Annotated in this window: 17 protein-coding genes and 1 pseudogene; 10 read left to right on the plus strand and 8 right to left on the minus strand. The window is 70.6% G+C overall.

The genetic code is table 11. The features are described from left to right. Positions 1-47: 47 nt before the first annotated feature. On the minus strand, positions 48-1,577 hold the full coding sequence (locus ACTWQA_RS52555; RefSeq protein ID WP_443166339.1) for an FAD-dependent monooxygenase: 1,530 nt from the start codon (positions 1,575-1,577) through the stop codon (positions 48-50). A gap of 102 nt (positions 1,578-1,679) precedes the next feature. On the opposite strand from ACTWQA_RS52555, the gene ACTWQA_RS52560 reads away from it, so the two are divergent. Next, positions 1,680-2,243: a TetR/AcrR family transcriptional regulator gene (locus ACTWQA_RS52560; RefSeq protein ID WP_443166340.1), complete on the plus strand. Its 564-nt coding sequence runs from the start codon at positions 1,680-1,682 to the stop codon at positions 2,241-2,243. 200 nt (positions 2,244-2,443) lie between these two features. Next, a pseudogene (locus ACTWQA_RS52565) lies at positions 2,444-3,130 on the plus strand (carboxyl transferase domain-containing protein); the annotation flags it as partial. A 139-nt stretch (positions 3,131-3,269) separates the two neighbouring features. On the opposite strand, the gene ACTWQA_RS52570 reads toward ACTWQA_RS52565, so the two are convergent. After that, the gene (locus tag ACTWQA_RS52570) at positions 3,270-4,871 is read right to left on the minus strand and encodes a BCCT family transporter (protein WP_443166341.1); all 1,602 of its coding nucleotides are present in this window, start codon (positions 4,869-4,871) and stop codon (positions 3,270-3,272) included. 552 nt (positions 4,872-5,423) lie between these two features. Between ACTWQA_RS52570 and ACTWQA_RS52575 the strand changes: the two genes are divergently transcribed. Genes ACTWQA_RS52575 through ACTWQA_RS52585 form a run of 3 tightly spaced genes read left to right on the plus strand, consistent with a single transcriptional unit; the run spans position 5,424 to position 7,511 of the window. Continuing rightward, positions 5,424-6,041: a TetR family transcriptional regulator gene (locus ACTWQA_RS52575; RefSeq protein ID WP_443166342.1), complete on the plus strand. Its 618-nt coding sequence runs from the start codon at positions 5,424-5,426 to the stop codon at positions 6,039-6,041. Next, positions 6,038-6,229: a ferredoxin gene (locus ACTWQA_RS52580; protein ID WP_443166343.1), complete on the plus strand. Its 192-nt coding sequence runs from the start codon at positions 6,038-6,040 to the stop codon at positions 6,227-6,229. Before ACTWQA_RS52575 ends, ACTWQA_RS52580 begins: the two co-directional genes overlap by 4 nt. A gap of 10 nt (positions 6,230-6,239) precedes the next feature. Beyond that, positions 6,240-7,511 carry a cytochrome P450 gene (locus tag ACTWQA_RS52585; RefSeq protein WP_443166344.1) on the plus strand — a complete coding sequence of 424 codons (1,272 nt, stop codon included), beginning with the start codon at positions 6,240-6,242 and terminating at the stop codon, positions 7,509-7,511. A 14-nt stretch (positions 7,512-7,525) separates the two neighbouring features. Here ACTWQA_RS52585 and ACTWQA_RS52590 read toward each other — a convergent pair whose 3' ends face one another. The 5 genes from ACTWQA_RS52590 to ACTWQA_RS52610 all read right to left on the minus strand — a co-directional run bounded on the left by ACTWQA_RS52590 (position 7,526) and on the right by ACTWQA_RS52610 (position 12,823). Then, positions 7,526-8,347: an ABC transporter permease gene (locus ACTWQA_RS52590; RefSeq protein ID WP_443166345.1), complete on the minus strand. Its 822-nt coding sequence runs from the start codon at positions 8,345-8,347 to the stop codon at positions 7,526-7,528. Next, the gene (locus tag ACTWQA_RS52595; RefSeq protein ID WP_443166346.1) at positions 8,344-9,258 is read right to left on the minus strand and encodes an ABC transporter permease; all 915 of its coding nucleotides are present in this window, start codon (positions 9,256-9,258) and stop codon (positions 8,344-8,346) included. Before ACTWQA_RS52595 ends, ACTWQA_RS52590 begins: the two co-directional genes overlap by 4 nt. Before the next feature lies 1 nt (position 9,259). Next, positions 9,260-10,810, minus strand: coding sequence for an ABC transporter substrate-binding protein (locus ACTWQA_RS52600; RefSeq protein ID WP_443166347.1), 1,551 nt, complete (start codon positions 10,808-10,810; stop codon positions 9,260-9,262). Positions 10,811-10,938: 128 nt separating this feature from the next. After that, positions 10,939-11,136: a DUF5708 family protein gene (locus ACTWQA_RS52605; RefSeq protein ID WP_443166348.1), complete on the minus strand. Its 198-nt coding sequence runs from the start codon at positions 11,134-11,136 to the stop codon at positions 10,939-10,941. A gap of 79 nt (positions 11,137-11,215) precedes the next feature. After that, positions 11,216-12,823, minus strand: coding sequence for an AMP-binding protein (locus ACTWQA_RS52610; protein ID WP_443166349.1), 1,608 nt, complete (start codon positions 12,821-12,823; stop codon positions 11,216-11,218). Between the two features lie 85 nt (positions 12,824-12,908). Here ACTWQA_RS52610 and ACTWQA_RS52615 point away from each other — a divergent pair, with 85 nt between their 5' ends. Continuing rightward, a complete protein-coding gene (locus ACTWQA_RS52615) occupies positions 12,909-13,766 on the plus strand; it encodes a LuxR C-terminal-related transcriptional regulator (protein WP_443166350.1) in 858 nt (285 codons plus the stop codon). A 1-nt stretch (position 13,767) separates the two neighbouring features. Here ACTWQA_RS52615 and ACTWQA_RS52620 read toward each other — a convergent pair whose 3' ends face one another. After that, the gene (locus ACTWQA_RS52620) at positions 13,768-14,709 is read right to left on the minus strand and encodes a serine hydrolase domain-containing protein (RefSeq protein WP_443166351.1); all 942 of its coding nucleotides are present in this window, start codon (positions 14,707-14,709) and stop codon (positions 13,768-13,770) included. A 170-nt stretch (positions 14,710-14,879) separates the two neighbouring features. Between ACTWQA_RS52620 and ACTWQA_RS52625 the strand changes: the two genes are divergently transcribed. The 4 genes from ACTWQA_RS52625 to ACTWQA_RS52640 form a co-directional block, all read left to right on the plus strand. Next, the gene (locus tag ACTWQA_RS52625; protein ID WP_443166352.1) at positions 14,880-16,526 is read left to right on the plus strand and encodes a RecQ family ATP-dependent DNA helicase; all 1,647 of its coding nucleotides are present in this window, start codon (positions 14,880-14,882) and stop codon (positions 16,524-16,526) included. Between the two features lie 114 nt (positions 16,527-16,640). Continuing rightward, entirely contained in the window at positions 16,641-17,876 is a 1,236-nt protein-coding gene (locus tag ACTWQA_RS52630) for a Tm-1-like ATP-binding domain-containing protein (protein ID WP_443166353.1), read from the plus strand. Continuing rightward, positions 17,873-18,694, plus strand: coding sequence for a phosphoenolpyruvate hydrolase family protein (locus tag ACTWQA_RS52635; RefSeq protein WP_443166354.1), 822 nt, complete (start codon positions 17,873-17,875; stop codon positions 18,692-18,694). The genes ACTWQA_RS52630 and ACTWQA_RS52635 overlap by 4 nt, the downstream gene beginning before the upstream one ends. 10 nt (positions 18,695-18,704) lie before the next feature. After that, positions 18,705-19,122 (plus strand): cupin domain-containing protein (locus tag ACTWQA_RS52640; protein WP_443166355.1); only part of this gene is annotated, 418 nt, incomplete at its 3' end.

Below are 19,122 nucleotides of genomic sequence, written 5' to 3' on the forward strand. Positions count from 1 at the left end.
CGATCTGATCCCAACCGGCCCTGCGGATGCCGCCCTGGTCAGGTGCGTCATGTCGAGGAGGGCACGCGCCTGCGTCCGGTGCTGGTGGTCAGGGCGGTCCGGATGTCGGCTACGGGATCGGTGGATGTGGTGGGGCTGCGCCAGGCGACATGCCCGTCGGGGCGGACGAGGACCGCGCCGTCGGGTGCGACGCCGTAAAGGTCGGGCCATTGCGGTTCGGTCATGATGTGGCTGTCGACGGGAACCCCGGTGCAGAGGGCGGCGGCGTGGCGCCAGGCGTGGCCGGGTGGGGCGGTCAGCAGGACAAAGCGTTGGTCGAACAGGTCGATGGTGGAGGTCCCGTCGGCCAGCCACAGGTGCGGGGCTCGGCAGCCGGGCGTCGCGGTCTGCTGGTAATCGGCGCCAGGCGGGTCGGTGTTGGGGCTGCCGTCGCCGACGATGACCGGTGACGTGTACTGGTAGCCCATGTCGATCTGGGCCAGGCTCCGCCCACTGAAGGGCGCCCCGTTGCCGCTGAAGATCCGCGTCCAGGCAGCGCCGGTCTCGTCGGCGTTGCGCCGGCCGACTGGTTCGCGTTCGGTGGCGTAACTGTCCAGCAGCTTCTCGCCGCCATACCTGTGGACGACGGCGGCGATCTTCCAGGCAAGGTTGTGCACGTCGTGTATCGCCGCGCTGACCCCGGTGGCGCCAGCAGGCGGGAAGCGGTGGGCGGCGTCGCCGGCCAGGAACACCGGCCCCTGCGCGTACCGGGCGGCGGACTGCGCGGCTGCCGTCCATGGGCTGGTGGCCAGCACATCCAGCGGTAGGTCGCCAAGACCGAGGACGCGGCGGACAACCGTGGCGGGGTCGGCGGCTACCAGGCCGGGCTGGCTGATCACCCAGCGGTCGTCGGTGTGGGTCCAGATCAGCGCGGCGCCGGTGGCGGTGAGGAAGTAGATCCCGCGCGGCCGAGGACCAGTCAGTGCGCTAAGGTCGGCCCGGAACGCGATCATCGTCTGCTGGCCGAGGTCGTCCGGGCCGTTCATGGCGATGCGCAGTTGCGCGCGTACGCCGCTGCGGGCACCGTCGGCAGCGATCATCCATCGCGCTCGCACCTCGAAGCGGCGGTCCGAAGCCTGCTCGACCACCGTGGCCTGCACACCATCGCCGACTGTCCGGAAAGACTCCAGCAGTACGCCCAGGCGCAACTGCGCGCACGTGAAGCCGTGGGCGTGGTTGCGCAGGACCGCCTCGAACACGTCCTGGGAAACGGCCAGCCCCTCGCAAGGGCTCACGGTGGTGTGACCGGCCGACGGCACGTCCTCGCGCAGGGGTGTACTGGTCAGATCGGCTCGCCACTGCGCGCCTGGCGTGATCGGCAGCTCAACTGCCCGCAGGTCCGGTTCGACACCGCAGACCCGCAGGATCTCCAGGGCCCGCGAGTGCATGCCGCGGGCCCGCGGCAGCGGCGACCCGTCGAGGCGTTTGTCGATCAGCAGGGAGTCGACGCCGTGCCGGGACAGCAGCACAGATGCGGTCAGCCCCGCTGGGCCGCCGCCCACGATCAGAACGGGTGTCTCGATCACTTCTGACGTCATGGCGATACTCTTTTCGTCATAGCGAGACTATGATTTGAAGAGTGATACTCTCCAACGGTGGTTGTCAAGAGGGAAGGGCCGACCCACCGGCAGCGTCAGGCGATGGCGACCAAAGCCCAGATCGCCTCGGCCGCTCGCGCCCTGTTCGCCGCGCAGGGCTATGTCGGCACCACCATCGCCTCCATCGCGGAAGCCGCGGACATCCCGGCGCCGACGATCTACTCCGCGTTCGGCGGTAAAGCCGCCATACTGAAGGCCATCGCCTGGGACGTCGCCGGCACCCTGGACATCGACCGCGCCCACGAACAGGCCCTCGCGCAGCCGGACCCGCGCGACGGCCTGCGTACGGCCGCGAACATCCAACGCCGCCAGTTCGAGCAGATGTACGACGTCATTGACATCTACCAGGAAGCCGCCCGCACCGACCCAGACATCGCCCGTGACATCCAGACCATCGCGGCCAATCGCGAACGCGCCTTCCGCCGCCACATCGAAGCCATCGCACCCCAACTCAGGCCGAGCTTGAGCGTCGACGAAGGCGTCACCATCTACCTGGCCCTCGTTCTGCCCGAGGTCTACCGCACGCTCGTCATCGAAGGCGGATGGGCCGCCGACCGCTACGAAGACTGGCTCGCCGGCGCCCTGATCACGCAACTGCTGGCTTAGCAAACCCGGCCGGCGCCGTACTGTCCCGCCCATCTATCAGGTGAACGCGGGGAACTCCGATGAGACACATCCACTGCCGACTGTCTGGAGACACCGAAGTTGATAGCGGAGTCCGGCTCACACCTGCGCACTATCAATTAGATGGCTGTCTAAGTGGAGCGACCGAACGTCATTCAACGTGATAGTACGATCGGAACCCGGTCCGCATCGGCGGTTGGTCGGTCTGCCTGATTGAGATTGAGGCGCGGTCGGTGCCGCAGTGCGGCTTTCCGCCCACCGACGGGCCAGACACGTACACCGCGGGCACGCTGTCCCCGCGGTCGTCGAAGAAGACCGCGCCCGATCTACGCGGCGTCCGGCAACCGGCCGCTGGTGGTGCTGGCGAGCCTGTCTGGGTTCGACGGTGCGCCCGAGTCGATGCGCAAGCTCCAGCTGGAGTACGGCGCGGAGATCGGCCGGGCGATCGTCAACTTCGACGGGCCGATCGTGTTCTGCGTGATCTCCAGATATCACGGTGGGGCGTTCGTGGTGTTCTCCAAGGCTCAACCCGAACATGACCGTGCTCGCTGGAGGGCTCGTTCGCCTCGGTGCTCGGTGGTGCTCCGGCGGCTGCCGTCGTGTTCTCCGGTGAGAGGAACAACCGCACCGCGACCGACCCGCGGGTGACCGAACTGCAGGCACACGTTTCGGCGGCCAGCGGCGCCGAGCGGGCGGCGCTGCACGCCCAGCTCGCCGAGGCCGTCGTCGAGTTCGACCGGGTGCACAGCATCCAGCGCGCGGCCGAGGTCGGCTCGATGGACGCGATCATCAGCTCCGCCGAGCGGCGGCCGCGGATCATCGAGGCCATCGAGCGCGCACTGACGGGACGAATGCCTGCTCGGCCGTGATCCGGGCGATGGCACCGGCCGCACTCCCGCGCCACCGGTGCCACCGCCACTGCCGACCGCGTCTGATTAAGGCCGCTGACCGCTCGTGCCCGGGATCGGCCGCTCCCGGGCACGCTACATCAGGCACGCAGGCGTTTGGTCACTTCTTGTAGTTCTCCATCTCCGCCGCGACCTGCTCGGCGAGCCACTGCCGCTGCTTTCGCTGGCGGAAGCGGTTCTCCGAGACGAGCCCCTTCGCCGTGGCGACGCACATCAGCACCATCACGATGCTGAACGGCAGCGCCAGCAGGATCGCCATGGTCTGCAGCGCGGAGAGCGGATTGGCGTCGCCACCGGCTGCGGCGCCGGCGAGCAGCAGCACCGCCGCGACGGCACCCCCCAGGGTGGCCCAGAGTGTACGGCTCCAGACCGGCGGGTTGAGGTTGCCTCCGGAGGAAAGCATGTCGACCACGAACGAGCCAGAGTCTGAGCTGGTGACGAAGAAGATCACGATCAGGGCGATCGCGACGATGCTCAGCAGCGTCGAGATCGACGGCGCGACGGTTTCGATCAACTGGAAGAGCGCGGTGCTGCTGTTGACAGTACCGTCCTGGCCGACCAGGCCGCCGCCCTGGAAGAGCTCCTGGTAGAGAGCGGTGCCGCCCATCACGGAGAACCAGATGAAGGTGACGATGGTGGGCACGAGGAGTACGCCAACGATGAACTCGCGGACCGTGCGGCCCTTGGAGATGCGGGCGATGAAGACACCGACGAACGGCGCCCAGCTCATCCACCACCCCCAGTAAAACGTGGTCCACCCGCCCAGCCACTGCTTGCCCTCCTCCTCGAACGGCATGCCGTTGAAGGAGAGCCGGAAGAAGTTCTGGACGTAGGAGCCGATCTGGGTGACGAAGTCGCTCAGGATGAACACCGTCGGCCCGACCACAAGGATCGCGATCACCATGGCCACGGCCATCGCCATGTTGATGTTCGACAGCCACTTGATGCCCTTGTCAATGCCGGTGACCACAGAGACCGTCGCGATCGCGGTGATCACGATGATGAGGCCGACGAGCAGCCAGGTGCTGGGCCCGTCGACGACTCCGAGGTAACCGAGGCCGGCGCCGATCTGAGAGACACCGAGGCCGAGCGAAGTGGCGACACCGAAGAGGGTCCCGAGTACGGCGATGACGTCGATCACGTCGCCCCAGAAGCCGCGCACGCGGTCACCGAGCAGTGGCTGCAGAGCCCATCGCAGGGAGATCGGATTGCCCCGGCGGTGCACCGAGTAGGCGACGGCGAGGCCGACAACCACGTAGATCGCCCAGGCGTGCAGGCCCCAGTGCAGGAAGGTGACGTCCATCGCCGTCCTGGCCTTCTCCGCAGAGGTGTCGCCGTCCAGGCCGGGCGGAGTGGCAGCGTAGTGGTTGAGCGGCTCGGCTACACCCCAGAAGACCAGGCCGATGCCCATGCCCGCGGCGAAGAGCATCGCGAACCAGGAGCCGAGCGAGAACTCCGGGCCGTCGCCGTCCTTGCCGAGCACGATGTTGCCCATGTGCGAGGCGGCGATCCAGACGGAGAAGAAGACGAAAGCGGCGACGATGGCGATGTACCACCACGCGAGATCCTGGACGACCGTTCTGTTCGCGGTGCCGATCCACTCCCCCATCTGCACGGGGAACAGTGCGGTGACGACGACGAAGAGGACCAGCAGGCCGGCAGCCGGGAAGAAGACGCGGGGAGCCGGGATCAGCTTGCCCACGCGTGGGGGCGGGGGCGATGGCACCTCCGCGATGTCAGTCTCTGTCGCAGCGGCTGCTTGAGACGTTGTTTGCGGCTCCTGCGGAATCTTGGGGGGCGTTGTCACGGCGAATGTCCCTTCGGAAGCGGGCAACGGGCCCGTGTTGCATGCGACCTTACGCCGCAGTTGTGTGATGTACAACACATCTCTTAATACGCAACGAAGGGCTTGGATATGACCTACGTCGCATGGCCGATGGAATGCGCCTTCGGGTGGACGTCAAAGTCGCGGCAATCGGAGTGCCGGTGACCGGCTCGTCAGCATGTGACTCCTAGGCGGGCATCCGTTCCGCTCCGCCATCCGATCAACCCATGAGGCGAACGACTGTCCGGCTGCGGCTCAACCACCAACGCCAGGCGCGGAGGGGTGCGGCCAACTCTCACCTTCGAGTTCTCGCTATCAAGTCGACTCTCAAGATCCACGCCAAACTCTCAAGTTCGATGGGCCCAGACACACACGTACGTGCTTTCGATGGCTCTTGACGCATCAAATGAACGGTCGTTTAATTCGCGTATGGGGCGGATCGCAGGCGTTACCGCCGCTGAGACCCGCGAGCGGCTGTTGCGGGCGGCCGCCGAGGTGTTCGCCGAGCGTGGTTACGACGGCACGCGCGTGGCCGACATCGCCGCGGCCGCGGGGGTGAGCAACGGCGCGCTGTACGCGCACTTCGGCTCGAAGGCCGACCTGATCGTGGCGGCGTTGCGCGCCCACGGGCCGCGGCTGCTCGCCGACCTGTTCGCCGCCGACCCGGACCGGCCCGTCACCGACGTGCTCCTCGTCGTCGGCCGATGGTTGCCCCGCCGCCGCGAGGCCTGCGGCTATCTCATCGTCGAGGCGCTCGTCGCGGCCCGCCGTGACGAGGACGTCGCCCGGCCGATGCGCGACTACATGGGCGAGCGCGCCGACTGGCTGTCCGGGCTCATGCGCGTCGCGCAGAACGACGGCGAGCTCGACCCCGCGCTGTCGGCGGACGCGCTGGTCCACTTCTGCCTGCTGCTGGCAATGGGCAGCGCGCTCGTCACACCCGACCTGCACGCGGTCGACGACCGGGAGTGGAGCGCGTTGCTCACCCGGGTCGTCAGGGCCTTCGCCCCCGCCGGCACCTCAGCACAGAGGGGAGCGTCACAGTGAAAGTGAAGATCGACTCCGAGCGTTGCCAGGGACACGGCCGCTGCTACGACCTCGCCCCCGGCCTGTTCGGCGAGGACGAGGAGGGTTACGGGCAGGTGCTCGGCGACGGCGTCGTACCGCAGGAAGAGGCCCAGGCGGCACGCCTGGCCGTGGCCAACTGTCCGGAACGAGCGATCGAGATCCTCTAGGAGGTGTGGCATGGCCATCGACGACCGCTTCGCCCAGGATTTCCGGGAGGCGCGCGGAGACCAGCCCTTCGGCACGCGCAATGAGATCGTCACCGGCCCGGTCGCGGACTGGGCGACGGACTTCTCGCACCTCGAGCCCGAGTGGGCGGTCGATCCGTACCCCATCCAGGACGACCTGCGGCAGCGCTGCCCGATCGCGCACACGGGGCGGTTCGGCGGCGGCTGGCTGCCCACGCGCTACGAGGACGTCGCGGCCATCGCGTACGACACCGAGCGCTTCTCCTCGCGGTCGATCATCATGAGCAACTTCCGGCCGCCGCGTGAGCTGGCGCCGGTCGGCGGCACGCCGCCGATCTCGTCCGACCCGCCGTTCCACCATGACGCGCGCAAGCTGCTGCTGCCGGCGTTCACCAAGAGCGCGGTCGCCCGGCGGGAGGCGGCGACCCGCGCGTTCTGCCACGAGCTCATCGACGCGCTGGAGGGTCAGGAGGTGGTCGACGCCGCCGCCGACTACGCCCAGCACATCCCGATGCGGGTCATCTCCGACATGCTGGGCTTCCCGCCCGAGGACGGGCCGCGCTTCCGCGAGTTCATCGAGAACGCCCTCGAAGGCGTCAACCTGCCGCCCGAGGAGCGCATCGCGCGGATGGGGCAGCTGTTCGACTACCTTCTGGCCCAGATCCGCGACCATGTGGACCATCCGCGCGACGACCTGACGACCTACTTGATCAACGCTGAGCTGTACGGCAGGAAGCTCGCCCCCGACCACGTGGCCGGCACGATGGCGCTGCTGCTCATCGCCGGCATCGACACGACCTGGAGTGCGATCGGGGCATCGTTGTGGCACCTGGCCAAGACCCCTGCCGACCGGGAGCGCCTGGTCGCCGAGCCCAGGCTGCTGCCGACGGCGATGGAGGAGCTGCTGCGGGTGTACGCGCCGGTGACGATGGCGCGGCTGGTCAAGGAGGACATGAGCTGGAACGGCGTGGACATGAAGGCCGATGATTGGGTGCTGCTGTCGTTCCCGGCCGCCAACCGCGACCCGGCGCAGTTCGAGCAGGCGGACGAGGTGGTCATCGACCGCGAGGTCAACCGCCATGTCGCCTTCGGCCTGGGCATCCACCGCTGCGTGGGCTCCCACCTGGCCCGCATGGAGCTGCGGGTCGCGCTGGAGGTCTGGATGGAGCGCATTCCCGCCTTCGCACTGGCCGATCCTTCGGCGGTGACCTGGGCGGCGGGCCAGGTCCGCGGCCCGCGTACTCTTCCGATCCGCGTCGGCTGACCACCACCCGCCCGCTAAGTGAGCCGGCGGGCGTCGACCACGAGAGTGATGGCCACGCCGGTGAGCGCCAGGGCGAGGGCTGGGGCGATCGCCAGGCGGGGGGCGGCGATCAGCAGCGGCACGGCGTCGGTCACCATGCCGCCCCAGTCGGTCACCGGTGGAGGCAGGCCGAGGCCGAGGAAGCTCAGCGAGGTGGCCGCGATCAGCGTACGGGCGAGGTCGGCGGTGGCGACCGTGAGCACCGGCCCGGCGATGTGCGGGCCGATGGTGCGGCGTAGCAGGTAGGACGGGGAGGCGCCCAGGGCGCGGGCGGCGAGGACGAAGTCCGACGTGGCCACGCGCCGGGTGGCCGTGTGGGCGACGAGGCCGCAGTTCACCCAGCCGAACGGGACGAGCGCGGCCACCATCGTGCCCGGGCCGGGTGGCAGCACCCCCGCCAGCGCCAGGGCGAGCGTGAGGCCGGGCAGCGCCAGCGCCACCGTGGCCGCGTGCCGCAGCAGCCTCTCCGGCAACCCGCCGGCCAGTCCCGCCGCGGCGCCGGCCAGGGTGCCGAGTGCCGTGGTGATCGCCGTGATGGCGAACGCGGTCACGAAGGACACCGCGCCGGCCGCAGCCGTCCTGGTGAGCAGGTCGCGGCCGAGCTGGTCGGTGCCGAGCCAATGCCGCGGGCTGGGCGGCAGCAGGGCGAGAGCCGGGTCGGGCAGGTACGGGTCGTGGGGGGACAGGAGCGGCGCGAGGCCGCAGAACGCCACGATCGCCGCCAGGATCGCGATCCCCGCGCATCCCGTCCCTGGCGACGCACTCCTGAGGCGCCGGGTGGGGTCAGGGCCGTTCATGGGCGGCGCACCCGCGGGTCGGCCGCCGCCAGGCACAGGTCCGCCAGCGCCAGGAGCAGGACCGTCGCCGCCCCGATGACCAGCACGTACGCCTGCACCACCGGCACGTCGCGCTGCCGGATCGCCGAGATCGCCAGCTGCCCCACCCCGGGCCACGAGAACAGCGTCTCCACCACCACGGCGCCCGCCACCAGGTCGGCCAGCACCGCGCCCCCGGCCGTGATCGCGTTCGGCGCGGCCACCCGCAGCGCGTGCACCGTCACGGCGCGCCGCGCGCTCAGCCCCTTGGCGGCGGCCAGTCGCACGAACGGCAACGCGAGCGCCTGAGCCAGATCGGCGCGCAGCAGCCGGGTCAGCGTGGCGGCGCCCGCCAGCCCGAGCGTCAGCGCGGGCAGCACCACGGCGCCCGGCCCGGAGTCGCCCCCGGTCGGCAGCGCGCGCAGGCCGACCACGAACACGCTGATCAGCAGGATCCCGACGATGTACGGTGGCACGCTCGCGATCACCACCGTCACCGTCGTGATGACCCGGCCGCCCAGCCCTCGCGGCCGGAGCGAGGCGAGCAGGGCCAGCCCGGCCGCGACGAGCGCCGCCGCGCCCGCCAGCCGCAGCGTCGCCGGCAGGCGGGACAGTACCTCGCCCGTCACCGGGGACCGGTCCACGTAGGACAGTCCGAGGTCGCCGCGCACCACATCGGACAACCACCGCACGTACCGGACCGGGAGAGGCAGCTCGAGGCCTAGTTCGGCACGCAGCGCGGCGACGCTGGCCGCCGTCGGCTGGATCCCGCCGCGGCGCAGGATCTCCTCGGCCGGATCCCCGGGCGCCAGCGAGGTCAAGAGGAAGACCAGCACCGACAGCACCAGCAGCACGAGCAGCGTCTCCGTGGCACGCCGCAGCAGGAACCGCACGTCAGCCCGACGGCGTCAGCTTGCCGAGATCGATGACATACGCCGCATTCTGCACGACCCCGCCGACTTCGGTGGTCGTCACGACGGGATTGTCCTGGTACGCCAGCGGGATCATCGGCCGGTCAGCCGCGAGCAGCCGCTGCAGGCGCCGGTACAGGTCCCGCCGCCCGGCCTGGTCGGTCTCGGTCGCGGCCTGGTCGACGACCGTGTCGAACTCCTTGCTGCGGTAGCCGAGCTTGCGGTCGGCGTTCCAGGCCGCGTCCGAGCGCAGGAAGCGGCGGAACAGGTAGTCGGCGTCCCCGTTCGGCACGCTGTACGCGCTAAGGAAGACGTCGTAGTCGCCGGCCTCCATCACGGCCTTAGTCGCCTCGGCCACGGTCACCTTCGCCGGCAGCCCCGCCTGTTCGAACGCGGCCCGCAGCACCTCGGCGATGTCGGTGTAGGGGAACTGCCCGGTCTCGGCGGACGAGATCAGGATCGTGACCGGCGCGGTGGGCCGGCACGCCGCGTCCACCAGCGCCCGAGCCTTGGCCGGGTCGTAGGCGGCCGCCACGGTCGGATCGGACAGCTCGCCGAAGACCGGCGACAGGAACGCGGCGCCCGGCCTGGCCGTGCCGGCGAGCAGCTTGTCCGCGATCGTCCTGCGGTCGATGGCCAGCTCCGCCGCCTCCCGGAGCCGCGGGTCGGCGAAGGGCTCACGCGAGCCGTTGAACGTGAGGTAGTGCGTCAGGACGGACGGACTGCGGACGACCCGGAACCGGCTGTCGGCGGCGACGGCCGCGACCTGCCCGGACAGCAGCGCCCCCTTGTCGATCAGCCCGTCGACCTCGCCGGCGCGCAGCGCGGCGACCCGCGCGTTGGCGTCCGGGATCACCTTGACCACGATCTTCTTGTACGCCGGCGCAGCCCCGTAGTAGTGCGGGTTGGCCGCCAGCTCCGCCTGCTGCCCCTTGGCCCACCGCGTCAGCGTGTACGGCCCGGTCCCCACCGGGTTCCCGGCGAAGTCCCCGGAGGCGGCGAACGCCTTCGGCGACTGGATCATGCTGTAGAACCCGGCCAGCCGCCCTGGCAGATCCGCCACCGGCCGCCGCAGCTCGAACGTCACCCGCCCGCCGTCCGCGCGCACCTCCTCCAGCTGCCCGTAGGCCGCCTCCATCCCGGCGTCGAGGCTGAAGAACGCCGACTGGCGCGGCGCGATCCGCAGGAACCGCTGGACGTTGGCCACCACCGCCTCGGCGTTCAGCGCGCTCCCGTCGCTGAACTGCACGCCTTCCCGCAGGGTGAACGTCCACCGCCGCCCTCCGTCCGTGCTCTCCCACGCGGTGGCCAGGGCGGGCACCGGCCGCAGCCTGTCGTCCACGTTGACCAGCGGCTCCCATACCCGGAGCGTCTGGTGCGTGAAGTATGGATCCTGCGGTCCCGCGACCAGGTCACGGGGAGCCGCCAAGGTCAGCAGGCCGGCGTCCTGCGGGGGCTCGGGCGAGCCGCCACACCCCGACAGGACCATCCCTAACAGCATGGCCGGCACCACGATCGCGGCTCGTCTCCGCACCCTTGTCTCCCCTCAGCCACCCAACCCTCCGCAACGATAATGGTTTTCATCATTGGTGGAAAGCGGGCTGCCGCATTGAGAAGATCCGCAGATGCATGCCTTAGGCAAGGCTGCCATGGCGGGGGCCGTCATCGGGGCTCGGCGTCGCTCCGCACGGTCTTGTACACGCCCCACAGGGTCTCCACTCCGCCGAGGACCATCAGGACCAGGCCGATCTTCGACGGCGTGAAGATGAAGATCTCCTCGTCGAGGCCGAACAACCACAGCGCCAGGCCGCCGACGAAGGTGGCCAAGCCGGTAAGGAGCGTTTTACGCGCGGAAGTCATGCCGGAAACGTTAGTGAAGAGCCAGGTCGACGATCTTCCTGCGCGTTGAGGAGATCGGTGTACATCTTTCGGGTGACGCTCAGCTGCCGAGGAGGCGGGCGGCCTCCTCGCGCATCTCGACCTTGCGGATCTTCCCGGTGACCGTCATCGGGAAGGAGTCGACCACGTGCACGTAGCGGGGGATCTTGTAGTGGGCCAGTCGTCCCGCGCAGAACTCCCTGATCTGCTCGGCCGTCAGCGGCTCGGCGCCCGGCCGCATGACGATCCAGGCCATGAGCTCCTCGCCGTACTTCTCGTCCGGCACGCCGATCACCTGGACGTCGTGGATGGCCGGGTGGCCGTACAGGAACTCCTCGATCTCGCGCGGGTAGATGTTCTCACCGCCGCGGATCACCATGTCCTTGATGCGGCCGACGATGCTGACGTAGCCGTCGGCGTCCATGGCGGCCAGGTCGCCGGTACGCATCCAGCGGGCGGCGTCGATGGCCTCGGCCGTGGCCTCCGGCTGGCCCCAGTAGCCGAGCATGACCGAGTAGCCGCGGGTGCACAGCTCGCCGGGCTCGCCCCGCGGTACGGTCAGCCGGGTCTCCGGGTGCACGATCTTCACCTCGATGTGCGGCATCACGCGGCCGACGGTCTCGGTGCGGCGGGCCAGGCCGTCGTCCGCGCGGGTCATCGTGGAGACGGGTGAGGTCTCGGTCATGCCGTAGCAGATGGCGACCTCGGTCATGTTCATCTCGCTGACCACGCGCTTCATGACCTCGACGGGGCACGGGGAGCCCGCCATGATGCCGGTTCTGAGGGTGGAAAGATTGAAATTTCCGGACAAGGCGAGTTCGGCGATGAACATCGTCGGCACCCCGTACAGGGACGTGCACCGCTCCTCCTGTACGGCCCGCAACGTCGCCTCCGGGTCGAAGCCGGGCGACGGCAGCACGATGCACGAGCCGTGCGAGGTCGCGCCGAGGTTGCCCATGACCATGCCGAAGCAGTGGTAGAGCGGCACCGGCAGGCACACCCGGTCCCGCTCGGTGTAGCCGAGCAGCTCGCCGACGAAGTAGCCGTTGTTGAGGATGTTGTGGTGCGACAGCGTGGCGCCTTTGGGGAAGCCGGTGGTGCCCGACGTGTACTGGATGTTGATCGGGTCGTCGAACGTCAGCTCCGCCGCCCGCGCCCGCAGCGCCGCCGGGTGGCCGCGCCGGCCGCTCTCGACCAGCTCGTCCCAGCCGCCCTCGCCGATGAAGATCGCGTCCGCGAAGCCGATCTCGCCGATCATCGCCCGGTAGTCGCTGGTCTTGTGCGTGACCGCGCTGATGAGCAGCCGCATGCCGGACTGCTGGACGACGTACGCCAGTTCATGGGCGCGGTAGGCGGGATTGACGTTGACCAGGATCGCGCCGATCTTCGCGGTGGCGTACTGGACGAGCACCCATTCGGCGCAGTTGGGCGCCCAGATGCCGACCCGGTCGCCCTTGGCGACGCCCCTGGCCATGAGTCCGAGCGCGACCTCGTTGACGGCGGCGTCCAGCTCGGCGTACGTCCAGCGGCGCCCGGCCGCCACGTCCACCAGCGCCTCGCGGTCACCGAACCGCGCCACCGCGCGCTCGAAGTTCTCCCCGATCGTCTCGCCCAGCAGGGGCATCTCCGACCCGCCGGAGGCGTACGAGACCATTGCGTCAGCAACCATGCACGCAGGATCTCCCGGGACCGAGCCCGCCACCACCCCCGTTCGGGGGTAGCCGGCCGCAGCCGGGCTCGTCCATGCTGGTGGCATGGCCGCACTGCACGTGCCCGCCGAGGCGCTCCACACCGCCGTCGGACGGCTGCGCCGGGCGACGGGGCTGCCCGTCGCGTTCGGCGGCCTGGTGCCGGACGGGCGGCACGGCGTCACGCTGACCGAGTTCAGCGGCACCCTGACCGGCGCGCTGCGCGGCCTGGTCGTCAGCGCGGGCAACGGGCTGGGCGGCCGCGTGATCACCACGGCCCGCCCCGGCGCCGTCGACGACTACGCCGCCGACCCGCGCATCAGCCACGAGTACGACAAACCGGTTACGGTCGAGGGGTTGCGGGCGATCGCCGCGGTGCCGGTCACGGTGCACGGCACGGTGTCCGGCGTCCTGTACGGCGGAATCCGCGAGCCCTTGTCGATCAGCGACCGCGTGGTGGACGCCATGACCCAGGTCGCCGCCCGGGTCGGTTTCGAGCTGACCGTGCGCCGCGAGGTGGAACGCCGGCTGGCCGAGCTGGAGACGGCGGCCATCACCCGGGCCGCCCGCGAGACGCCGACCGCGGGGGAGTGGGAGGCCGTCCGCCTGGCCCACGCCCAGCTCAGGGCCATCACGCAGGAGATCGGAGACGCCGGGATCCGGGCACGGCTGGCGGACGTGTGCGACCGGCTGGCCCGCCCCGGCGGCCGCCCTGCCGACGACCAGCCGAACCCGCTGTCGCCACGCGAACTGGACGTGCTGGCCCTGGTCGCGGTCGGCTGCGGAAACGCCGAGACGGCCGGCCGGCTCGGCATCCGCCCGGAGACGGTCAAGAGCTATCTGCGTAACGCCATGCGCAAACTGGGCACCCACACCCGCACGGAAACCGTCATCGCCGCCCGCCGCCGCGGCTTCCTCCCTTGAGCTACGTCACCTCGTCGAGAAGGCCGCTGAGGAGGTCTCCCAGGCGTTCGGTGTCGTCGGCGATGGCGATGAGCACGACGCTCACGCCCAGCCCGGGCAGCCGGGCCAGCCGGGCTCGCAGCCCCCACCAGCCGCCACCGTGCCGATAGACGCGGTGCCCAGCGTGCGTGCGCACTCCCATTCCCCAGGCGTAGTCGATCGGCGTTCCGTCCTCGAGGCGGCCCGGGGTTTGCAGGAGGGCGGAGATGCCGAGTTCGTCGCCGTTGAGGGCCTGGCTCCACCGCAGGAGGTCTCTGGCGGTGGTCCACACGCCTCCGTCGCCCAAGGACAGCGGTGCCGGATGCCGACGTGCCAGCGGCGCCGCGCCGGGAGGTGCGGGGGCGGGACCGGGCCAGTAGCACGTGTCGTTCATCGCCAGGGGGGCGAAGAGATGGTGGTGCGCGAAGCCGTGCAGGGGCTGATCGGCCGCCCGTTCCACTGCGGCGGCCAGGCAGACGTATCCCGCGTTCGAATAGACGTACTCGCTGCCTGGCCTGCCTTGGAGGGCGGGGAAGCGGGTGAGGGCCCGGATGACGCCGTGGCTGGTGCGGTCGCCGTTCATGAGGGCGTCGATCTCGGCATCGGGCGGCAGGGCCGCGATGTGGTGCAGAAGGTGCCGGAGCCGGACGGCCTTGGCCCATGCGGGGAGCTGGGGCAGCCAGTCCGACACGGCGGATCCCAGGTCCAGCGCGCCCTGCTGGACGAGCAGCGCCGCGCAGGCGGCGGTGATCTGTTTCGACAGGGATGCCGCGTAGACGGGGGTCGTGGCGGTGAGGGTGCCGCCGGTGGCCGTGAGTCCCTGTGCGTGGAAGAGGGGTGGGTCGTCGCGGTGCTGCAGCCCGAGGACGAGCGGCTCGCCAGGGCGGTAGCCGGCATCGGCGATGTGCTGCGGCAGTCGCGGCATGCTCAGGTCCCTTCGTCGTGCAGTGAGCGGCGTAGGCGTGAGGCCTCACGGGTCCTGTGGCCCGGCGACGGGGTCGCGTTTTGCGGGCGGATGTCCTGCGACCACCGCGCACAGCGCATGTGGTCGGCGAGGGCGGGTAAGGACCGCCCACCTAGTGAAGGATGGGTGGCATGCGATGGTGGATGGGGCTGAAGGGCCGGTTCGGGCGGAAGGGGCGGCGGTTACGGGCTACGGCCCGGCAGCGTTTCGGCTGGCAGAAGCTGCGACCGGGCCAGCAGGAGGCGATGGAGCACTTGCTCAACGGGCGTGACGTGCTGCTCGTCATGCCGACCGGGGGCGGCAAGTCGGCAGTTTACCAACTTCCCACGCTGCTGCTCGAGGGACCGACGGTCGTCGTATCGCCGCTCATCGCGCTCCAGCGTGACCAGGTGACCGGCCTGCTCAAGGCCGGCGCGGGCGGCGCCGTGGCGGTGAACTCGACCTCCTCCGTGGCAGCCGGGCTGGAGAAGGTGACGGCAGGGGACGCGGCGTTCGTGTTCCTGTCTCCGGAACAGCTCGCCAAGCCCGACGTCGTCGAACGGCTCGCGCAGGCCGGACCGTCGCTGATCGCGATCGACGAGGCCCACTGCGTCTCCTCCTGGGGTCACGACTTCCGTCCCGACTATCAGCGGCTCGGGAAGGTCATCGAGCGTCTCGGACATCCGCCGGTGGTGGCGATGACCGCCACCGCCGCGCCGAACGTCCGCGAGGAGATCGTCGGCTCGCTCGGACTGGCCGGCCCGGTGGAGATCGTCAGGGGTTTCGACCGGCCGAACATCTCGCTGGAGGTCCGGCGGTTCGTCCGAGCGGAGGACAAGAGCCAGGCGCTGGTCGAGCACGCCGCCTCCCGCGGCGGTCTCGGCCTGGTGTACGTCGCCACCCGCAAGGAGAGCGAGGAGTACGCCACGGCGCTGGCCGCGAGGGGACGCCGGGCCGAGCCGTACCACGGGGGTATGCGGGGCGCCGAACGCACCCGCGTGCACGAGCTGTTCACCCGGGGAGACGTGGACACCGTCGTCGCGACCTCGGCTTTCGGTATGGGCATCGACCGGCCCGACGTGCGCTACGTGCTGCACGCCGAGCCGCCGGAATCGCCCGACGCGTACTACCAGGAGATCGGCCGGGCGGGCCGGGACGGCGCGCCCGCCTCGGCGGTGCTGTTCTACCGGCAGGAGGACCTGGGCCTGCGCCGGTTCTTCGCCGGCGGCCGAGCTGACCGCGAGGCGCTGCTGCGCGTGGCGACGCTGGCTCGCGAGCACGCCGGTACGGTGCCCGCGGGCGAGCTGGCCGCGCTGCTCAAGGTGAGCACGTCACGCCTCACCAGGCTCGTCAACCTGCTGGAACGGGCGGGCGCGCTCTCCGTGACCGACACCGGCGACCTGCGCTACACCGCCGGCAGGATGACGCCGCAGCAGGCCGCCGCGCGGGCGGTCGAGCTGGACGAGGCGCGGCACCGAGTCGACGACTCGCGGATCGACATGATGCGCGGCTACGCCGAGACCCGGGGGTGCCGCCGCCGGTTCCTGCTCGAATACTTCGGCGAGCCGTACCCCCGCAGGTGCGGCGCGTGCGACACCTGCGCGAGCGGTGAGGCGTCCGAGCCGGTGCCCGGGACTGGCAAAGGGGCGTTCCCCGTGCGGGCGAAGGTGACGCACACGATGTGGGGGCCGGGGACGGTCATGAGCCGCGAGCATGACCGGATCACCGTGCTGTTCGACTCGGTCGGCTACAAGACCTTGTCGCTGGCGGCGGTGGAGGACGTCCTCCACCGCACGTAGGTCCGGCTGGGCGACATGCTGGGTCAATATAGGCGGCGTGGAGCCGCAGCCGACCGGGCACATCAACGCCGTGCCCCATGTGGGTGGCCAAGAAGCAGAGAGGTGTGGCATGACATGCCGTCTGTCGTACTGATCGGCACCCTCGACACCAAGGGTGAGGAATACGCGTGGCTGCGCAACCGGCTCGTGGAGCAGGGCAGCGACGTGATCGTGGTCGACGCCGGCGTCGGCGCGCACGACGCCCTCGTCGACGTCACCAACCAGCAGGTCGCCGCGGCGGCCGGGCATGACGTGCGGGCGCTCAGGGAGGCGGGCGACCGGGGCGCCGCCGTGACCGCTATGGGTGAGGGCGCGGCCGCGATCCTGGCCGGGTTGCACGCCGACGGCCGTGTGGACGCCGTGCTGGCGCTGGGCGGCAGCGGCGGCTCGTCCATCGCCGCGCGGGCCGTGCGCGACCTGCCGATCGGCGTGCCCAAGCTGATCGTCTCCACGATGGCCTCCGGCGATGTGTCGCCGTACGTCGGGGCCAAGGACGTCACGCTCATGTACAGCGTGGTCGACATCGCGGGCGTCAACCGGGTCTCTCGGGCCATCCTCGGCAACGCAGCCGCCGCGGCGGCCGGCATGGCCAGGGCGTACCAGCTCGCCAAGGCCGTGCGGACCGCGGCCGCTGAGGAGCCGCCGTTGATCGGTGCGTCGATGTTCGGGGTCACCACCCCGGCGGTGGACGCCGCCCGGGAGCGGCTCGGCGAGCTCGGCTACGAGGTGCTGGTCTTCCACGCGACCGGCTCCGGCGGCCGGGCCCTGGAGACTCTGGCGGCGGGCGGCATGCTCGCGGGCGTGCTCGACCTGACCACCACCGAACTGGCCGACGACCTCGTGGGCGGCGTGTTGTCGGCCGGACCCGGGCGGCTCACCGCGGCCGGCGCGCACGGCGTGCCGCAGGTGGTGGCGCCCGGCGCGCTCGACATGGTCAACTTCGGCCCCCGCGACACCGTGCCCGCCGCGTTCGCCGACCGCCTCCTGTACGTGCACAACCCGACCGTCACCCTCATGCGCACCACCGCCGAGGAGATGCGGGAGCTCGGCCGCCGGGTGGCCGCCAAGCTGCGGGAGGCGAAAGGGCCGGCGGCCTTGTTCGTGCCCCGGCGCGGGGTCTCGGCACTGGACGCGCCCGGCGCCGCCTTCGCCGACCCGAAAGCCGACGCGGCCTGCTTCGAAGCCATTGAAGAGGGCCTGCGCGGCTCCGGCGTCGCGGTCGACGACCTCGACCTGCACATCAACGACCCCGCCTTCGGCCGCGCCATGGCCGAGCGGCTCCACGAGCTGATCATCGGAGGTGCCTCGTGAACAGGCAGGACGTCCTCGACAGGCTCCGCGCCACGGTCGCCGCGGGACGGCCGATCGTGGGCGCGGGCGCAGGCACGGGCCTGTCGGCCAAGTGCGCCGAGGCCGGCGGCGTCGACCTGATCATCATCTACAACTCCGGCCGCTACCGGATGGCCGGGCGCGGCTCGCTGGCCGGGCTCCTGCCGTACGGCGACGCCAACCAGATCGTCGTCGAGATGGCCTCCGAAGTGCTGCCGGTCGTCCGCGACACCCCCGTGCTGGCGGGGGTCTGCGGGACCGACCCATTCCGCGTCATGCCGCTCTTCCTCGACCAGCTCAAGGCCATGGGGTTCGCCGGCGTGCAGAACTTCCCGACGGTGGGCCTGTACGACGGGCTCTTCCGGCAGAACCTGGAGGAGACCGGCATGGGCTACGACCTGGAGGTCGAGATGGTCCGGCTGGCCTGCGAGCGCGACCTCGTCACCGCGCCCTACGTCTTCGACGAGGACCAGGCGCGGGCCATGGCCGAGGCCGGCGCCGACGTGCTGGTCCCGCACGTGGGGCTGACCACCAAGGGCAGCATCGGCGCGGGCACCGCGCTGAGCCTGGACGAGGCGGCCGAGCGGGTGCAGGCGATGCGGGACGCGGCCGCCGCCGTGCGGCCCGACGTGCTCGTGCTCTGCCACGGCGGGCCGATCGCCGAGCCCGGGGACGCCGCCTACGTGCTGTCGCGCACCAAGGGCGTCGTCGGCTTCTTCGGCGCCTCGTCCGTCGAGCGGCTGCCGACCGAACGCGCCATCACCGAGCAGGTCCGAGCCTTCAAGTCACTGAGCTTCTGAGGAGTCTGTCATGCACGTCAGCCCCGACGCCGTGCCCACGATGGCCTTCGATTGGGGGTCCATCAAGTGGTTCGTCACCCCGTCGGCCATCCCGGGGGCGAGCAGCTCCCTGGGCGAGGTCATCGTCAACCCCGGCAAGGGGCACGCCCGCCACAACCACCCCAACGCCGAGGAGGTCATCTACGTGATCTCGGGGGAGGGGCGGCAGATGGTGGACGACGGGGAGGAGTTCGCGATCAGGGAGGGTGACACCGTGCACATTCCGGCGGGCGCCTACCACTCGACGTTCAACACGACCTGGCGGCCGCTGCGGCTCATCGTCACGTACACGCCCGGGGGAGAGGAGAAGGCGCTGGAGGCCGCCCCTGATCTCACGTTGCACGAGGCGGGCAGCGTCGCGGGGGGGGGGGGGGGGGGGGGGAGAGAGA

The organism is Nonomuraea sp. 10N515B, assembly GCF_052245915.1.
Lineage (GTDB): Bacteria > Actinomycetota > Actinomycetes > Streptosporangiales > Streptosporangiaceae > Nonomuraea.